16 protein-coding genes are annotated in these 15635 nt (G+C 72.4%); 7 read left to right on the top strand and 9 right to left on the bottom strand.

The features are described 5' to 3' along the window. Nucleotides 1–64 precede the first annotated feature (64 nt). Nucleotides 65–1489: a MocR-like pyridoxine biosynthesis transcription factor PdxR gene (gene pdxR, locus ACZ4VA_RS17910; RefSeq protein WP_388905409.1), complete on the bottom strand. Its 1425-nt coding sequence runs from the start codon at nt 1487–1489 to the stop codon at nt 65–67. 257 nt (nt 1490–1746) lie between these two features. On the opposite strand from pdxR, the gene ACZ4VA_RS17905 reads away from it, so the two are divergent. Further along, a complete protein-coding gene (locus ACZ4VA_RS17905; RefSeq protein WP_468082102.1) occupies nt 1747–2241 on the top strand; it encodes a carboxymuconolactone decarboxylase family protein in 495 nt (164 codons plus the stop codon). Between the two features lie 71 nt (nt 2242–2312). Here the strand turns inward: ACZ4VA_RS17905 and ACZ4VA_RS17900 are convergent, their stop codons facing one another. Both ACZ4VA_RS17900 and ACZ4VA_RS17895 read right to left on the bottom strand, forming a co-directional pair. Next, nucleotides 2313–3800 (bottom strand): glutamate synthase subunit beta, encoded by a 1488-nt coding sequence (locus ACZ4VA_RS17900; RefSeq protein WP_468081973.1) that lies wholly within the window; start codon nt 3798–3800, stop codon nt 2313–2315. 403 nt (nt 3801–4203) lie between these two features. Beyond that, nucleotides 4204–4683 carry an anthrone oxygenase family protein gene (locus ACZ4VA_RS17895; RefSeq protein ID WP_355779705.1) on the bottom strand — a complete coding sequence of 160 codons (480 nt, stop codon included), beginning with the start codon at nt 4681–4683 and terminating at the stop codon, nt 4204–4206. Between the two features lie 209 nt (nt 4684–4892). Here ACZ4VA_RS17895 and ACZ4VA_RS17890 point away from each other — a divergent pair, with 209 nt between their 5' ends. The 3 genes from ACZ4VA_RS17890 to ACZ4VA_RS17880 all read left to right on the top strand — a co-directional run bounded on the left by ACZ4VA_RS17890 (nt 4893) and on the right by ACZ4VA_RS17880 (nt 6716). Then, nucleotides 4893–5534 (top strand): nucleoside/nucleotide kinase family protein, encoded by a 642-nt coding sequence (locus tag ACZ4VA_RS17890; RefSeq protein ID WP_355779702.1) that lies wholly within the window; start codon nt 4893–4895, stop codon nt 5532–5534. Between the two features lie 62 nt (nt 5535–5596). After that, complete coding sequence (locus ACZ4VA_RS17885; RefSeq protein ID WP_355779699.1) at nt 5597–6010, top strand: PPOX class F420-dependent oxidoreductase; 414 nt, start codon at nt 5597–5599, stop codon at nt 6008–6010. A gap of 277 nt (nt 6011–6287) precedes the next feature. Next, entirely contained in the window at nt 6288–6716 is a 429-nt protein-coding gene (locus ACZ4VA_RS17880) for a CBS domain-containing protein (RefSeq protein ID WP_355779696.1), read from the top strand. Between the two features lie 93 nt (nt 6717–6809). Here the strand turns inward: ACZ4VA_RS17880 and ACZ4VA_RS17875 are convergent, their stop codons facing one another. Next, nucleotides 6810–7937, bottom strand: coding sequence for a magnesium and cobalt transport protein CorA (locus tag ACZ4VA_RS17875; RefSeq protein ID WP_356169238.1), 1128 nt, complete (start codon nt 7935–7937; stop codon nt 6810–6812). A 275-nt stretch (nt 7938–8212) separates the two neighbouring features. Here ACZ4VA_RS17875 and ACZ4VA_RS17870 point away from each other — a divergent pair, with 275 nt between their 5' ends. Continuing rightward, a complete protein-coding gene (locus tag ACZ4VA_RS17870) occupies nt 8213–9007 on the top strand; it encodes a class I SAM-dependent methyltransferase (protein ID WP_356169241.1) in 795 nt (264 codons plus the stop codon). 515 nt (nt 9008–9522) lie between these two features. Here the strand turns inward: ACZ4VA_RS17870 and ACZ4VA_RS17865 are convergent. Then, on the bottom strand, nt 9523–10413 hold the full coding sequence (locus ACZ4VA_RS17865; RefSeq protein ID WP_468082100.1) for a carbohydrate kinase family protein: 891 nt from the start codon (nt 10411–10413) through the stop codon (nt 9523–9525). 80 nt (nt 10414–10493) lie between these two features. Beyond that, nucleotides 10494–11399: a pseudouridine-5'-phosphate glycosidase gene (locus ACZ4VA_RS17860; protein WP_468081970.1), complete on the bottom strand. Its 906-nt coding sequence runs from the start codon at nt 11397–11399 to the stop codon at nt 10494–10496. A gap of 98 nt (nt 11400–11497) precedes the next feature. On the opposite strand from ACZ4VA_RS17860, the gene ACZ4VA_RS17855 reads away from it, so the two are divergent. Beyond that, nucleotides 11498–11926: a VOC family protein gene (locus ACZ4VA_RS17855; RefSeq protein WP_355779685.1), complete on the top strand. Its 429-nt coding sequence runs from the start codon at nt 11498–11500 to the stop codon at nt 11924–11926. Nucleotides 11927–12081: 155 nt separating this feature from the next. Then, a complete protein-coding gene (locus ACZ4VA_RS17850; RefSeq protein WP_355779682.1) occupies nt 12082–12444 on the top strand; it encodes a cupin domain-containing protein in 363 nt (120 codons plus the stop codon). Nucleotides 12445–12509: 65 nt separating this feature from the next. Here the strand turns inward: ACZ4VA_RS17850 and ACZ4VA_RS17845 are convergent, their stop codons facing one another. From ACZ4VA_RS17845 to ACZ4VA_RS17835, 3 genes are all read right to left on the bottom strand, one after another. Then, complete coding sequence (locus ACZ4VA_RS17845) at nt 12510–13799, bottom strand: MFS transporter (RefSeq protein ID WP_468081967.1); 1290 nt, start codon at nt 13797–13799, stop codon at nt 12510–12512. Between the two features lie 238 nt (nt 13800–14037). Next, entirely contained in the window at nt 14038–14592 is a 555-nt protein-coding gene (locus ACZ4VA_RS17840; protein ID WP_468081965.1) for a methylated-DNA--[protein]-cysteine S-methyltransferase, read from the bottom strand. A gap of 90 nt (nt 14593–14682) precedes the next feature. Then, entirely contained in the window at nt 14683–15555 is an 873-nt protein-coding gene (locus tag ACZ4VA_RS17835; RefSeq protein ID WP_355779674.1) for a glycerophosphodiester phosphodiesterase, read from the bottom strand. Nucleotides 15556–15635: the final 80 nt, after the last annotated feature.

The following is a 15635-nucleotide window of genomic DNA, read 5'->3' as shown; positions in this document are numbered from 1 at the left end:
GACCGTCAGGAGTCGCCGTCCCGCGACGGGATCACCGGGAGCCACCCTGGGCGACGCGGGGCGCTCACCCCGGCGGCAGCACCTCGCACAACGCGTCCAGGGCGGCGCCGTACGCGTGCTCCACCGGGGTCGCGTAGCCCACGACGAGACCGTCCGGGGCGGACGCCGGCGCCTGCGGATGGCGGAACGCGGCCAGCCCGTCGAGGGCGACCCCCTGCCAGGCGGCGGCCTTGACCACCGACGGCTCGGTACCCGGCGGCAGCCGCAGGACCGCGTGCAGACCGGCCGCGATCCCGGTCACCTCGACGTGCGGCGCGCGGGCGGCGAGCGTGGCGACGAGCCGGTCGCGCCGCCCGCGGTACCGCTGCCGCATACGCCGCACATGACGGTCGTACGACCCCGACGTCACGAAGTCCGCGAGCGCCAGCTGGTCCAGGACGCTCACCCACGCCTCCCGTTCGCCCTTGGCCGCGAGCACCCCCTCGACGTACCGCTCCGGAAGGACCATCCAGCCCAGCCGCAGTGCCGGGGACAGGCTCTTGCTGACGGAACCGATGTGGACGACCCGCTCCGGGTCCAGCCCCTGCAGGGCGCCGACGGGCCTGCGGTCGTAACGGAACTCCCCGTCGTAGTCGTCCTCCAGGATCACCCCGCCACGCGCGCGTGCCCAGTCGACGACGGCGGTCCGCCGCGACGGATGCAGGGGTCCGCCGGTCGGGAACTGGTGGGCGGGCGTGAGGAGTACGGCCCTCTCCCGGTCCAACTCGCCTACGCGGGCGCCGTCTTCGTCGAGGGGCAGCGGCACCGTCCGCACCGAGGCGGCGGCCAGCAGCTCGCGGTGGAATCCGAGTCCGTACGACTCCACGGCCAGCGGGCCCCGCAGCACCGCGCCCGGCCCCGCGAAGAGCAGCCGCAGCGCGTGCGCGAAGCCGGAGCAGATCACGATCCGCTCCGGTTCGGCGCGCACTCCACGCGCGCGGGCGAGGTACTCGGCGAGGGCGCCGCGCAGCTCCCTACGGCCCGCGGGGTCACCGGGCCCGAAGACCTCGTTCGGCGCCTGCTGGAGGGCCCGCCGGTACGACGCGAGCCAGGCGGCGCGCGGGAACGACGAGGCGTCAGGGGTGCCCTGCCGCAGATCGTGCCGTGGCCCACGCGCGTGTGGCGGCGTCTTCTTCGGGACGCGGGAGCGGGACCCGGACGGCTCGGCGCGCTCGGCGACCCGTGTGCCCGAACCCTGACGGGCGGTGAGCCAGCCCTCCGCGACCAGTTCGGCGTACGCGTCGGCGACCGTGTTGCGGGCCACGCCCAGGTCGGCGGCGAGCGAGCGGTACGGCGGCAGGAGGGTCCCCGGCGCGAGCCGGCCCGAACGCACCGCTTCGCGCAGCGCGCGGATCAGCGCGGCCCGGCGCCCGCCCGCCTCCGCCCCGGACAGCTCCAGGTGCAGATCCGCACCGATCCGCTCCGCCGAATTGACCCATGATTCCGCCACGGAAATGCACCCTACAAGGGGTCTATCCGGCCCGTAGATTCGAAGCCATGACGACGAACACAGAGCAGGTGACGGTGTCGGCTCCGACGACGAACGCGGTGCGCACGACGGGCTCGGCGACGAGTGCGGCGGGCACGACGGTGAGTGCGGCGGACTCGGCGACGAGTGCGGCGGGCACGACGGTGAGTGCGGCGGACTCGACGGTGAGTGGGGAACGGACCTCGGACGGGAGCGCCGGCACGGACGCGCACGCCGCGGTGGTTCCGGCGAGGCAGGCGACCGCCTCGTTCACCGAAGAGGCGCCCGCCCGGATCGACTTCGCGAAGGCCGCCCCGAAGGTCTTCCGCGCGCTGATCGGCTTCGACGCGGCGGCCCGCGAGGGACTCGCCCCGGCCCTCGTCGAACTGATCCAGATCCGGGCCTCGCACCTCAACCACTGCGCCTACTGCCTCCACATGCACACCAACGACGCACGCAAGGCGGGCGAGAGCGAGGACCGTCTCCACATGGTCGCGGTGTGGCGCGAGGCGCCCCACTTCTTCACGCCGAGGGAACGCGCGGCGCTGGCACTCACCGAAGCGGTCACCCTCGTGGCCGGGGGAGGGGTCCCCGACGACGTCTACGCGGAGGCCGCCGCCCACTTCGACGACGGGGAACTCGCCCACGTCCTGGCGCTCGTCCTCACCATCAACACCTGGAACCGAGTCGCTTTGTCGACCGCGAAGAAGGCGGGCACGGACACCCGCGCCTGACCCCGACGCGAGCTCGACCACCGGACGATGCCGGTGCGCGGCGCCGTGCGCCATCCGCCGCGCACCGCGCGTCACGCGGTCAGCGGCCGGTCGTACGGGCCGATCGGCTGCGGCAGCCGCGAGTGACCCGTCAGCCGGCGGTCGACCGCGGCCGCCACCGCCCGGCCCTCGGCGATGGCCCAGACGATCAGGGACTGCCCACGCGCGGCGTCACCGGCGACGTAGACGCCGGGCACGTTCGTGGCGAAGTCCGCGTCCCTGGTGACCGTGCCACGGGGGCCGAGAGCGAGCCCGAGCTGGTCGGTCAGGCCGTCGTGCGGGTCGGGACCCGAGAAGCCGAGGGCGAGCAGGACCAGATCGACGGGCAGGGCGCGCTCGGAACCGGGTACCGGCCGCCGCTGCTCGTCCACCTCGACCAGGTGCAGGGCGCGGACGTGCCCGTCCGCGTCCCCGGTGAAGCGGAGCGTGGACGCGGCGAACAGGCGTGCGTCCGCGTCCGCCGCCGGCGAGGTCTCCAGGTCGCGGGCCTCCTCGTGAGCGGCCGAGAGGCGGTAGATCTTCGGGTACGTCGGCCACGGCTCGACGTCCTCGTCACGCGCCGCCCCCGGCTGGGCGTAGATGTCCAGCTGCGTCACGGACGCGGCGCCCTCGCGCACCGCCGTGCCCAGACAGTCGGCGCCCGTGTCCCCGCCGCCCACGATCACGACGTGCTTGCCGGCCGCGGACAACGGCGAGACCTCCAGGTCCCCCTCGCACACCCGGTCGGCGAGCGGCAGGTACTCCATCGCCTGGTGGATGCCGGCCAACTCCCGCCCCGGCACCGGGAGATCGCGCCAGGCGGTGGCACCCAGGGCGAGGACGACGGCGTCGTAGCGCGCCCGCAGCTCCGCCGCGTCGAGGTCCCGCCCGACCGACACCGACGTACGGAACTTCGTCCCCTCCGCCCGCATCTGGTCGAGCCGCCGGTCCAGGTGCCGCTTCTCCATCTTGAACGCGGGAATGCCGTACCGCAGCAGTCCCCCGATCCGGTCGGCCCGCTCGTACACGGCGACGGTGTGCCCCGCACGCGTCAGTTGCTGCGCCGCGGCCAGGCCGGCGGGCCCCGAGCCGATCACGGCGACCGTGCGCCCCGAGAGCCGGTCCGGTGGGCGCGGCGGGGCGAAACCGTCCTCCCACGCCCGGTCGGCGATGGCGACCTCGACGTTCTTGATGGTGACCGCCGGCTGGTTGATCGCGAGCACACAGCCCGCCTCGCACGGCGCGGGACACAGCCGGCCGGTGAACTCGGGGAAGTTGTTCGTCGCGTGCAGCCGGTCGCTCGCCGCCCGCCAGTCGTCCCGGGACACCAGGTCGTTCCACTCGGGGATCAGATTGCCCAGCGGGCAGGCGTCGTGGCAGAAGGGGATCCCGCAGTCCATGCAACGGTCGGCCTGGGCCCCGATGATCGGCAGGAGCGCTCCGGGGACGTACACCTCGTCCCAGTCCCGCACCCGTTCCGCTACCGGCCTGCGGGGCCATTCCTCGCGTGGATTGGTGAGAAAACCCTTGGGATCGGCCATGGCCGTCTCCCTTGCGTGCGCGTGACGTGGGGGCGTGTCCTTTCGGCCACGATACGGCGTCACCGCACCCCGCGCCGCTCGGCTCCACCCGGTTTCCGCTGCTCGGGGGCTTGGGCGCTTGAGGGCTTGGGGCCTGAGGGCTGGAGGCATGGGGCTGGCCCGGGGTCCGGGGGCCTCGCAGTCGGCGGTCGTCACGCGCCGCCCGAGGGAGCAACGGAGGAGGGATTGGTCCGAGGCCGATCCGAGGCTGGGACGGTGCGGGTGCGGGTGCGGGTGCGGGTGCGGGTGCGGGTGCGAGGGCTGGGGCTGGGGCGGTGGGAGGTGAGGGTGAGGGGTCGGGGTGCGGGCGAAGATGAATCCGGGGCTGGGTCCGGGGCGAGGCGGACCGGGGCGGGCGTGAGGTTCAGGTGAGAGCCAGGACGTACGAGAGCGCGGCGAAGGCCGAGGCGACCGTACGGACGTGGTTCCACATCGTCCACTCGCTCACGTACGTGGGCCAGTACGCGGCGGCCTCCGGAGTACCGGGGTCCAGCCTGCCGAGCTCCTCGTTGCGCGGGACGTTCGCGGCGCTCGTCACGCCGAACGAGCCGAACAGGTACAGGCCGCTCCCGAGCAGCAACTCCACCGTGCCCTCGTCCGGCCACACCACGAACGTGACCACCGCCAGCACCACGCACAGCACCGCCGTCCCCACGAACACCAGCATGAACGCCGGCGTCAGCGCCGCCCCGTTGATCGCCTTCATGGCGGCCGCGCCCTGCGCCGCCGGCAACCTGGCCAGCCCCTTCATCACGAACGTCGAGAACCCGCAGAAGACGCCGGCCATCAGACCGGTCCCGAGCACCCCCAGCACCGTCAGCACGAAGTAAGGCCCGTCGATCATGTCTGTTCCCCCATCCAGCCCGAATCAGAGATCCTGCATGCCACTCACCGACACGACAAGTGAAATCCCTCCCTGTCCACCACGACCATGGCCAAGCTGCGCACACCCATACGCGAGCGTCCAGGACGCAAGCCGTACGCCCCGCCTGGCCGACGTGACCTCCGCGCTCCACCACCGCGCCCGCGTCCTCCTTCCGTGAGCGCGGCATCATGGCCCCTGTGCGACTCGAACCGATCACCTGGGAACGGCTCGGCGACCTGCTCGCCGACCGCCTCCTCGACCTGAAGCCGGCCGACGGCAGCCCCTGGCCGCGCGTCGCGTTCGACGGGGCTCCTGCCGCCCGCCCCGGCGACCTCGCGCACCGGGTGTCGGAAGCCCTGCGCCTGCGCGGCCGCTCCTCGCAGGTCGTCGCGGCCGAGGGCTTCCTGCGGCCGGCCTCGCTCCGCTTCGAGTACGGCCACCAGGACGTCGACGCCTACTACGACGGCTGGTTCGACACCGGTGCCCTCTGGCGCGAGGTCTTCAACCCACTCGAACCCAGCGGTGACGGCCGGATCCTGCCCGACCTCTGGGACCCGGTGACCGACCGCGCCACCCGCACCCCCTACGTCCAACTCCCGCCCGGCGGGCTACTGTTGCTGCACGGCCCCCTCCTTCTCCATCACTGGTTCCCCTTCGACCTGACCGTCCACGTGCGTCTCTCGCCGGCCGCACTGCGCCGCCGCACCCCCGAGGCCGAACACTGGAGCCTCCCCGCCTTCGAGCGCTACGAGTCCGAGACCGATCCCGGTACCGCGGCCGACGTCCTTGTGCGCGCCGACGACCCGCGCCACCCGGCATGGAACGGCTGATCGAGAGCGCCGATCCACTCAAAGGGCTTTTGTATGCACGTGCATCTAGTTAGTCTGTGGTCATGACGCAGCCTTCCGATCACCCCGTCACCTTCGACGACTCCGTCCGCACCCTCCTCGACGGCAAGAACTTCGCCGCCGTCGCCACCCTCGGCCCGGACGGCGCTCCCCAGAACTCGGTGGTCTGGATCAAGCGCGAGGGCGACACCGTGCTCTTCTCGTCCACCGACCGACGCCAGAAGGTGCGCAACCTCCTCCGCGATCCCCGTATCAGCCTGTCGGTCTTCGACCTCGCCAACCCCTACACCTCGGTCGAGATCCGCGGCACCGCCCAGATCCTCCCCGACGAGCACAAGCGGCTCCCGCGCGAGCTCTCGCACAAGTACCTCGGCATCGACCCGCCCGCCGAGAAGGACGACGAGACCCGCGTGATCATCCGCGTCGTCCCCGAGAAGATCGTGGGCTTCTCCGCCTGAGCCCTGCCGGGGCGGGCGCCGACCGGCCCGGCAGGCCTTACCGGCCGTCGGCATGGCTCGACCGCTTGCACGGTCCGACCGCCCTCCACGGCCCCTCGGCCCCGCGACCGGCGGTCGTGACTCCACGCGTGATCCGCGGCGACCTCGCGGGTGCCGGTTCCCGCCTGGCTCCCTGGCTCCGGGTGCGTCGCTCCCGTGACCCGGCGAAAATGTAAGGCGTCGGGACTAGCGGTACCCGTCCGTGCCGCGCCGGCCGTCCGGCACCGGGAGGTACTTCATGACCACCGCCGGAGACATCATGCACCGTGGTGCCCAGTGGATCCCCGCCCACGAAACCCTGGACCGCGCCGCCCAGCTGATGCGCGAGCTCAACGTGGGGGCCTTGCCCATCAGTGACGAGAACGAGCGACTCTGCGGCATTCTCACGGACCGGGACATCGTCGTCGGCTGTGTGGCCATGGGTCACGACCCGGCACGCGTCACCGCCGGTGAGATGGCGCAGGGCACTCCGCGCTGGATCGACGCGAACGCCGACGTCGGCGAGGTGCTGGAGGAAATGCAGGGACACCAGATCCGCCGACTCCCCGTCATCGACGACAAGCGCCTGGTCGGCATGATCAGCGAGGCCGACCTCGCCGAACACCTGACGGACGACCAGCTCGCCGTCTGGGTCGAGAGCGTCTACGCCAAGACCCCGACGCGCTGACACCGCGCTGTTCCTGTTCCTGTTCCGACAACCTCCCCCTTTCTGTGCCCTGGTCCGGCCCGCCGACCGACAGGCCGGGCCGGAGTGGGCGTCTCAAAGCCAGCCGTTGCGCCGGAAGCCCCGGTAGAGGGCCAGGCACGCCACGCTGATCACGCCGATGATCAGCTCGTAGCCGTACCGCCAGTGCAGCTCCGGCATGTGGTCGAAGTTCATGCCGTAGACACCGCAGACCATCGTCGGCACGGCGACCACCGCGGCCCACGCCGTGATCTTCCGCATGTCCTCGTTCTGAGCGACCGTCACCTGGGCCAGGTGTGCCTGGAGGATCGAGTTGAGCAGCTCGTCGAACGCGGCTATCTGCTCGGTGACGCGCAGCAGATGGTCGGAGACGTCCCGGAAGTAGGCCTGTATCTCCGGGTCGATCACCCGCATCGGCCGGCTGGCGAGGTCCAGCAGCGGGCGGCCGAGTGGAGCCACCGCCCGCTTGAGCTCCAGGAGTTCACGCTTGAGCTGGTAGATGCGCCCCGGGTCGGCCCGCGCGCCGTTCTCCGCGAAGACGTCCGTCTCCACCTGGTCGATGTCCCCGTGTACGGCGTCCGCGACGGTGAGGTATTCGTCGACCACGTGGTCCGCGATCGCGTGCAGCACCGCGGCCGGCCCCTTGGTCAACTGCTCCGGATCGGCCTCCAGCGCCTCCCTCAGCGGGCCCAGTGAACCGTGTCGCCCGTGCCGCACCGTGATCACGAAGTCGTGGCCGACGAACACCATGATCTCGCCGGTGTCCACCACCTCGCTGGTCGCGGTGAGCTCGGTGTGCTCGACGTAGCAGACCGTCTTGAACACAGCGAACAGTGTCTCGTCGTACCGCTCCACCTTCGGGCGCTGATGGGCGTGCACCGCGTCCTCGACCGCCAGGGGGTGCAACTCGAAGAGCTCGGCTATGCCGGCGAACTCCCGCTCCGTCGGTTCGTGCAGCCCGAGCCAGACGAAACCGTCGTCGTGCTTGCGTACCTCTTTCACCGCGTCGACCACATCGCGCCCGCCCGGGATCCGCGCACCGTCCTTGTACGTCACGCAGTTGACCACCGCGGAGCCCAGCGGCGACCGGGCCGGGTGGCTCAGGTCGACACGCGGTCGCCGCCGCGTCAGCCGCGCCACCCTGCGGAGGCCGCTCACTTTGCCGAGGCTCGTGACCTTCCGCAGATTCCCTGCCATGGACATCTGGATCTCCTCGCGTGGATCTCCTCGCGCCGCGATTGCGCCTTTCCGCGGCCAGTCTGCCAGGACGGCGCGCGGGCCGGTCAGGCCTGTGGGAACGGAGCATTCCACTTCGTTTCGGTGGGCGAGGGGTGCGCAGGGTGCGCACTGGTCCGGCGAACTCGCGGCCAGCCGATGAGGGTGCCGCGGGAAGCGGGCGCCGCGTGATGCGAGCCGGGTGTCCCGGCCCGGGTGCGTCAACCGCGCCGGACGAGTCGGGCAAATGGGATGATCTACCCGTGATTCGAACCGACAGGTATCTCCTGGACAACCGGCAGGCCGAGGCGGGGCAGCGTTTCGACGCCGTCGCCACTCTTTTCGACCCCACGACGTTCCGGCACCTCGAGCGCTTCGGCGTCGGCTCCGGCTGGCGCTGCTGGGAGGTCGGCGCGGGTGGCACCTCGGTGGTCTCGTGGCTGGCCAAGAAGGTCGGCCCGACCGGGCGGGTCCTCGCCACCGACATCGACACCTCGTGGGTCTCCCTCGCCGCCCGCCCGCCGGTCGAGGTCCGCGTCCACGACGTGGGCGTCGAGGAGCCGCCCGGGGAGGGCTTCGACCTGGTGCACGCACGGCTCGTCCTCGTCCATGTGGCGGACCGGGAGCGAGCCTTGAGGTCGATGATCAGGTCCCTGCGGCCCGGCGGCCGGCTCCTCGTGGAGGAGGCCGACCCCGCCCTGCAGCCCCTCCTCTGCCCCGACGAGCACGGGCCCGAGCAACAGTTGGCGAACCGTCTGAGGGGCGGCTTCCGCGACCTCCTCGCCGAACGCGGCGGGGACCTGTCCTACGGCCGCAAGCTCCCGCGTCTGCTGCGCGAGGCGGGGCTGAGTCCCGTGGAGGCCGACGCGTACTTCCCCGTCACCTCGCCCGCCTGCGCCGCCGTCGAGCTCGCGACGATCCGTCAGATCCGCGACCAGCTCGTCGGCGCGGGTCTCGCCACGGACCAGGACATCGACCGCCATCTGGCCAACGTCGCCTCGGGCACCTTGGACCTCACCACGGCCCCGATGATCTCGGCGTGGGGGCGCAAGGTGTGACGGAGAGGTCGACGCCCGCGGGTGAACCGGCCGTTCACCCGTCCCTGCCGGCCGCTCGTCCGCTCATCCGTCGGTCGTCCCTTCGTCTGCCGTCAGCCGCCCCATCTGTCCGCCTGGCGGTCAGCCGACCCCATCCGCCATCCCGTCCGTCCGCCGCCCGTCCCGTCCGCCCGTCCCGTCCGCCCGTCCCGTCCGCCTGTCCTCCTGTCGGTCCGTCGACCCGTCCGTCCATCCACCCGGCGGGGCGGACCGAGTCCTTGGCCACCCGGCGGCGGGTGGCCTGGATGTGATGCCCGGGGCGGAGCCGTGTCACGTGCGGTCATGCCATGCCAGGTCGGCCTAGCCGTGACATGCGGTGCCATGCCATGCCCGCGCGCCAACCGTCCTCGCGCGCCGGGCCGCCGAAACCCCTGGCTCGTCAGGAGACCGGCGGAGGCGCCTTGCGCCCCGTAAGGCGCCTTCCGCTGTCACCCACATGCCGGTCCGGCGCCTCTAGCGCCCGCCAAGGGCCCCGCTCATGGCCCCGCCGGTGGTCTCCCGCCGACGCGTGCCACCGCGGTCGCCCCCGCCGCGCACCCTGCTGCCGCCGCCTCCTCGGGTTCGGCGCCCGTGAGCAGTGCGGCCAGGAACGCGCCGGTGAAGGCGTCACCGGCGCCGGTCGTGTCCACGGGGCGGGCCGGCACCGCGGGGACGCGGGCACGCACCGTGCCGTCACGGGCGACCAGGGCACCGTCGCCTCCCTGTTTCGCGACCACCAGAGGGACGTGCCGGCTCAGCTTGGCCGCCGCGTCCGCCGGATCGGGAAGCCCCGTCAGCAGACACGCCTCGTCCCGGCTCGGCAGCAGCACGTCGACGCCCTCGACGAGACCGAGGAACCGGTTCACCCCCAGCTCCACCAGGAACCCCGTCGACGCGGGATCCACACTCACCGGAACACCACGCGCGCGTGCCGCGTCCAGAGCCGTCGCCACCAGGGCGCGGCACGGCTCGGAGAAGAACAGGTACCCCGACATGTGCAGCCGGGCTACTCCGTCGAGCAGTGACGGCGACCAGTCGTCCGGTTCGAGCCGCAGCGCCGCCCCGCTGTCCGTGAGGAACGTTCGCTCGGCCGCGGCGCCCGTGTCCACCAGGCAGATCACCGTCCCGGTGGGCGCCTCGGAATCGACGACCAGGTGGGTGCGTACGCCCGAGGCCGCCAGTTCCCGGTCGTGCCAGGCGGCCGCGTCCCGGCCCACCCGCCCGAGGAGGCGTACGTCCGGGCAGCCCCGGTGGGACGCCCAGCACGCCACGTTGGCGCCCGCACCGCCCGGCACCGTCCGGATCGCCGCGACCGTGTCCGTGCCCGGTGCGAGCGGGCCGCGGTGCCGGGCGACGACGTCGGTGACGATGTCGCCCACGACGAGCAGGGCACCGCCCGGAGCACCGGGACCGGCGCCCTCCCCGGCCCCGGCTCCCTCGGCCCCGGGACCGCCTCGGTCCGCTGCCGTCACGCCCCGGCCCAGGCCGACGCGATCCTGGCGGCGAGCCGCACGTTGCCGCGTACCGCCGCCAGGTTGGCGCTCAGTGACGCGCCGTCGGTGTGGCGCACCAGGTAGTCGAGCAGGAACGGCGTCACGGCCTGCCCGGTCACCCCTCGCATCTCGCACGCGTGCAGCGCGTCGGCCAGCACACGCGCGTGGAGCTCGGGATCGAGCTGTTCCTCCTCGGGCACGGGGTTGGCGACGATGAGCGCCGACTCCGGTCCGCCGACGGCGTCCTGGGCGCTCATCACGCCGGCCACCTGCTCCGGGGACCGCAGTGTCCAGTCCACCGGGTGTCCCGAGTCGGCCAGATAGAAGCCGGGGAAGCGCTCGGTGCCGTATCCCGCCACGGCGACCCCGAGGGTCTCCAGGCGCTGGAGGGTCGCGGGCACGTCCAGGATGGACTTCACGCCCGCGCAGACGACCGTGATCCGGGTACGGGCCAGTAGGCCCAGGTCGGCGGACTCGTCCTGCGTCACCGTCCACTGCCGGTGCACCCCGCCGAGCCCGCCCGTGGCGAACACCCGCACACCCGCGCGTGCGGCGGACAGCGCCGTGGCCGAGACGGTGGTCGCCCCGCTCACGCCGGCCGCGACGGCGAGCGGCAGATCACGGTGGCCCAGTTTCCGGATCCCGTCCTCGTTCGCGATCCGTTCCAGCTGGCCCTTGTCGAGGCCGACGCACGGGCGCCCGTCGAGGACGGCGATTGTCGCGGGGACGGCGCCCTCCTGTCGTACGACGTCCTCCAGTTCCAGCGCCACCTGCAGATTGCGCGGGCGCGGCAGCCCGTGCGCGATGATCGTCGACTCCAGGGCCACCACCGGCCGGCGCGCGTCGAGCGCCTCCCGCACCTCTTCGGACACCACGAACACGCGCCTGCCTCCTGTCGGTCGGTCTTCCCTCATCCCTGGCGGGCGGCGCGCCCGGCCAAACCCTTGCGGCCCCCGGGACACGGCACCAGCCTGGGCGCATGACGGACAACACGACACGTCTCGACCACATCGTCCTCTGGGTCAGGGACCCGGTCGCCGCCGCCCGCTTCTACGAGGAGACGGTCGGGCTCGAACCCCTGCGAGTCGCCGAGTTCACCGAGGGCAAGGCGTCCTTCCCCTCGGTACGCCTCAGCGAGGAGACCATCTTCGATCTCGCGCCCCTGTCGCTGGCCGAGCGCATGACCATGGTCCCCGGTGCCGCGGACAGCGCGGGCCACCCCGTGAACCACGTCTGCCTCTCCCTGGAGGAGGGTGATTTCGACGCGCTGCGGACCCGCCTGGAGGAGCGGTCCGTGCCGGTCTCGGAGTACTCGTACGGCTCGTTCGGCGCCCGGGGAGAGGCCGTACGCAGCTTCTACTTCCGCGACCCCGACGGGAACGTCTTCGAGGCCCGGCACTACGCCTAGCGACTCCCGGTCCGGGAAAAGGGTGCTCCACGCGCGCGTGGAGCACCCTTTCGGGGTGTCGGCCGGGCCGAGACCGGCGGCGCGCTCTCCGAGGCGCTCGGACCAGGGGAACCGCCTGCGGTCGCCGGTCCGGCGTCGGGCTAGGGTGACCGCTCATGACCACGAAGAACCAGGCCGTTCCGTCCTTCGCCGTGCACATCCCCGACGCCGAACTGGAGCCGGAGCCGCTCGACCCGGCCCAGATCGTCTCCGGCACCCCGGTAGTGACGGGCAAGGTGCTGTGGGAGTCTGCCGACGGCAAGCACGTGCGCGGCATCTGGCAGATGACTCCCGGCGTCGCGACCGACACCGAGGCCGACGAGATGTTCGTCGTGGTCAGTGGCAGTGCCACGGTCGAGTTCGAGAACGGCGACGTGCTGAAGGTGGGCCCCGGCGACGCGGCGATCCTGCGCGAGGGCGACCGCACGACCTGGACGGTCCACGAGACGCTTCGCAAGGCGTACCACATCAGCCTCTGACCACCCCGAGCGTCGGCCTGACTACGTCGTGAGGGCGCCGCCCTCGGGCGGGCGCCGGGCCGGCGTCAGCTTCCGGCCGCGACCGTACGGCGTCCGCGACCGGTGAGGACCATCAGTGCCGCGAGCGGCAGCAGGAGGCAGGCGGCGAGCAGGTTGAGCCATCCGTAGCTCGCCCGCGCGATCACGAGACCCGCGGCCGCGCCGCCGATGCCCGCCGCCGCGTTCATCAACAGGTCCGAGAGACCCTGCGCGGCGGCGCGGGCGGGCTGGGGCACGGAGTCCGTGAGCAGCGCCGAGCCGGACACCATCCCGGCCGACCAGCCCAGCCCCAGCAGGAACAGTCCGACGGTGGTCTGCACGTGATGGCCGTCGGCCGTCCCGGCGAGCAGAGCCGCGCAGGCCAGCAGTCCCACCGCGAGACCGATCCCGGAGAGCCTGCCGAGCCGGTCGGACAGCCGTCCCATGAGCGGCGAGAACGCGTACATGCCGGCGATGTGACAGCTGATCACGAAGCCGATCAGGTCGATGCCGGCGCCGTGGTGATCGAGCTCGATCGGCGTCATCGACATGATCGACACCATCGCGGTGTGGCACACGGCCACCGTCCCCAGCGCCAGCCGCGCCCGCGGTGAGGCGGCGACGGCGCCGACACCGGCCCGCAGCGAACGTGCCTGCGGCGACCGCTCCTCGGCGGGAGACAGGGCGCGGGCCGTCAGGAGTGGGTCGGGCCGCAGCAGTACGGCCACCAGCACCGCCGAGACGACGAAGACCCCGGCTGCCCAGAGGAAGGGTCCCGCGGCCGCGGGTATCCCCAGGCCGGTGACGCTGCGTCCCGCGGGTGCGGCGATGTTGGGACCCAGGACCGCACCGATGGTGGTGGCCCAGACGACGTTCGAGATGGCCCTGGCCCGCCGGTCCGGTTCGGCCAGGTCGGCGGCCGCGAACCGCGCCTGCAGGTTGGCCGACGAAGCGGCGCCGAACATCGCCATCCCGGCCAGCAGCAGCGGGAAGCTGCCGACGGTCGCGGCGATGACCACCACGCCGGCTCCCAGCGCCCCGATCAGGTACGCCAGCACCAGCCCCGGTCGCCGGCCGCGTGCCGTCATCAGAGCGGCCAGCGGCATGGACAGGACCGCCGTCCCGACGACGGTGGCCGTGGGGGCGAGCCCCGACAGGGACTCGGCGCCGCTGACCTCCTCTGCCAACACCACCGCGAGGGCGATACCGGTGGCGACACCGAGACCGCCGAGGATCTGACTCGCGATCAGCACCGCGGAGGTACGGCGCCGGAGCGCGGGTATCGCGGCGACGTCCACCGGCGTGGCGGACCGCTCCACGGCGGTCACCGCGGGCATCCGGGGACGACGGTGGATATCGCGGGTATGTCGGTACGGCGCAGGAAGAAATTCACCGGCGCAGCCTCCCAGCTCACGGCTTTCCGCGCACCGCGATTGTCACCGCGCTTGTGGGCGCACGCTCAGGAACACCTCAGAACGACGGCTTCCGGCGCGCGTGCGCCGGCGTGCGCTGTCCCCGTCGCGGACGCTCTCCGAGGCAACGGCGCCCGGTGCACGCACTGCTCCGACCCGCGGCTCAGAACAGCGGCTCCGGAAGCACTCCCTCCAGGGCCAGCAGCTTCCGCTTGGTCTCCAGTCCGCCGCCGAATCCTCCGATGCCGCCGTCGCTCTCGACGACCCGGTGGCACGGGACGACGACCGGCAGCGGGTTGGACCCCATGGCGGCCCCCACCGCCTGGGCCGCGCCCGGCTGACCGACCCGGCCGGCCAGGTCGCCGTAGCCGACGACCGCTCCGAACGGGACGCCTGAGGCCAGCTCCCGCAGCACCTGCCGGTTGAACCCGGATATCAGCGACCAGTCGAGCGGCAGCTCGAAGTCACGGCGCTCACCCGCGAAGTAGGCCCGCACCTGCTCCGCCGCCTCCGCCAGCAGGGGGGATCCGGGCGCCTCGACGGGCTCGGTGCCGAGACGGGACGCGAGCCTCTCCAGTGCCTTCTCGCGCACCGCGTCCGTGGCGTGGAACACGACGTTCACCAGGCCGTCGGGGGTGGCGGCCAGCAGCAGCGGGCCGATGTCCGTGCCCACGACGGTCCACACGACCTGCTGCTCGTACTGCCCGTGGCTGTCCATGCGACCACCGTACGGCGCGGCACTGACAACGCCCGGGGCGCGAACGCCCTCGGGCGTCCCCACCCCGGGCGCCGCGCTCGGCGGCTCCGGTCAGTACCCGCTGAGGGCCCGGCGCACCACGTCGGGCCGGTTGGTGATGACGCCGTCCACGTCGTAGCCGGCCACCCGGCGGGCGGTACGCGCGTCGTCGACGGTCCAGGTGAGGATCTCCAGCGGTTTGCCGTGCGGCCCGTCGAAGGCGTGGACCGCGGCGACGTAGCCGGTGGAGATGGTGGAGTGCGAGGAGTTGATCTGGTCGGCGAAGCGCGAGTACGCGGGCAGGTTCGCGACCGACGGCGTCCCCAGGAGGGCGGTCTTGACGCCGGGACGCAGGTCGTGGACGGTGCGGACGCTGTCCGGGCTGAAGCTCTGGACGATGAGCCTGCTCCTGAGATGGCCGGGGTCGAGCCAGCCCTCGTTGCTCAGGACCTTGAGCGTCTGACGTTCGATGCCCGGGTACAGCTCGGGGTTCTTGATCTCCAGGACGAGCTTCTGGTGGTTGCGCGAGATGCGGTTCATGTACTGCTTGAGCGTCGGCACGCGTGTGCCCGCGTAGCGCCGGCCGAACCAGCTGCCCGCGTCCAGCCGCGAGATCTCCTTCGCCGTGAAGTCCGCCACCCTCCACGGTGCCCGGTCGGGATAGACCTTCTCGACGTCGGTCGTGCGCGTCAGAGTGGCGTCGTGGACGACGACGAGGACGCCGTCCTTGGTGCGCTGTACGTCGTTCTCCACCCAGCTGAAGCCCAGGTCGTCCGCCTTGTCGACGGCTGCCAGGGTGTTCTCGGGTGCGTACGCGGAGGCCCCGCGGTGCGCTACGACGACCGGTCCCTCGTCGTCGGCGGCGTGGGCGGAGGTGGTGGGGAGTATCAGAACGGTGCCACCGAGAAGCGCGGCGGTCGTGGCGGCGGCAACGCGCGCGTGCATACGTACTCCTCGCGTCGAGCGATCACTGTCAGCACCAGAGTGGCAGCAGAGTGTCAACACGAGGGGGGCGTGGAATGGCC

Source organism: Streptomyces sp. NPDC028308, from assembly GCF_055565855.1.
The sequence above is the reverse complement of the archived record's forward strand: the minus strand, read 5'-3'. Positions and strand labels throughout refer to the sequence as shown.

What these genes read in the sequence shown, in the direction of transcription:
- ACZ4VA_RS17845 (WP_468081967.1), bottom strand. Translation starts at nt 13,799, where the DNA reads ATGCCCGCGGTGACCGCCGTGGAGCGGTCCGCCACGCCGGTGGACGTC.
- ACZ4VA_RS17835 (WP_355779674.1), bottom strand. Translation starts at nt 15,555, where the DNA reads ATGCACGCGCGCGTTGCCGCCGCCACGACCGCCGCGCTTCTCGGTGGC.
- ACZ4VA_RS17850 (WP_355779682.1), top strand. Translation starts at nt 12,082, where the DNA reads ATGACCACGAAGAACCAGGCCGTTCCGTCCTTCGCCGTGCACATCCCC.
- ACZ4VA_RS17880 (WP_355779696.1), top strand. Translation starts at nt 6,288, where the DNA reads ATGACCACCGCCGGAGACATCATGCACCGTGGTGCCCAGTGGATCCCC.
- ACZ4VA_RS17900 (WP_468081973.1), bottom strand. Translation starts at nt 3,800, where the DNA reads ATGGCCGATCCCAAGGGTTTTCTCACCAATCCACGCGAGGAATGGCCC.
- ACZ4VA_RS17885 (WP_355779699.1), top strand. Translation starts at nt 5,597, where the DNA reads ATGACGCAGCCTTCCGATCACCCCGTCACCTTCGACGACTCCGTCCGC.
- ACZ4VA_RS17840 (WP_468081965.1), bottom strand. Translation starts at nt 14,592, where the DNA reads ATGGACAGCCACGGGCAGTACGAGCAGCAGGTCGTGTGGACCGTCGTG.
- ACZ4VA_RS17895 (WP_355779705.1), bottom strand. Translation starts at nt 4,683, where the DNA reads ATGATCGACGGGCCTTACTTCGTGCTGACGGTGCTGGGGGTGCTCGGG.
- ACZ4VA_RS17890 (WP_355779702.1), top strand. Translation starts at nt 4,893, where the DNA reads ATGGCCCCTGTGCGACTCGAACCGATCACCTGGGAACGGCTCGGCGAC.
- ACZ4VA_RS17855 (WP_355779685.1), top strand. Translation starts at nt 11,498, where the DNA reads ATGACGGACAACACGACACGTCTCGACCACATCGTCCTCTGGGTCAGG.
- ACZ4VA_RS17875 (WP_356169238.1), bottom strand. Translation starts at nt 7,937, where the DNA reads ATGTCCATGGCAGGGAATCTGCGGAAGGTCACGAGCCTCGGCAAAGTG.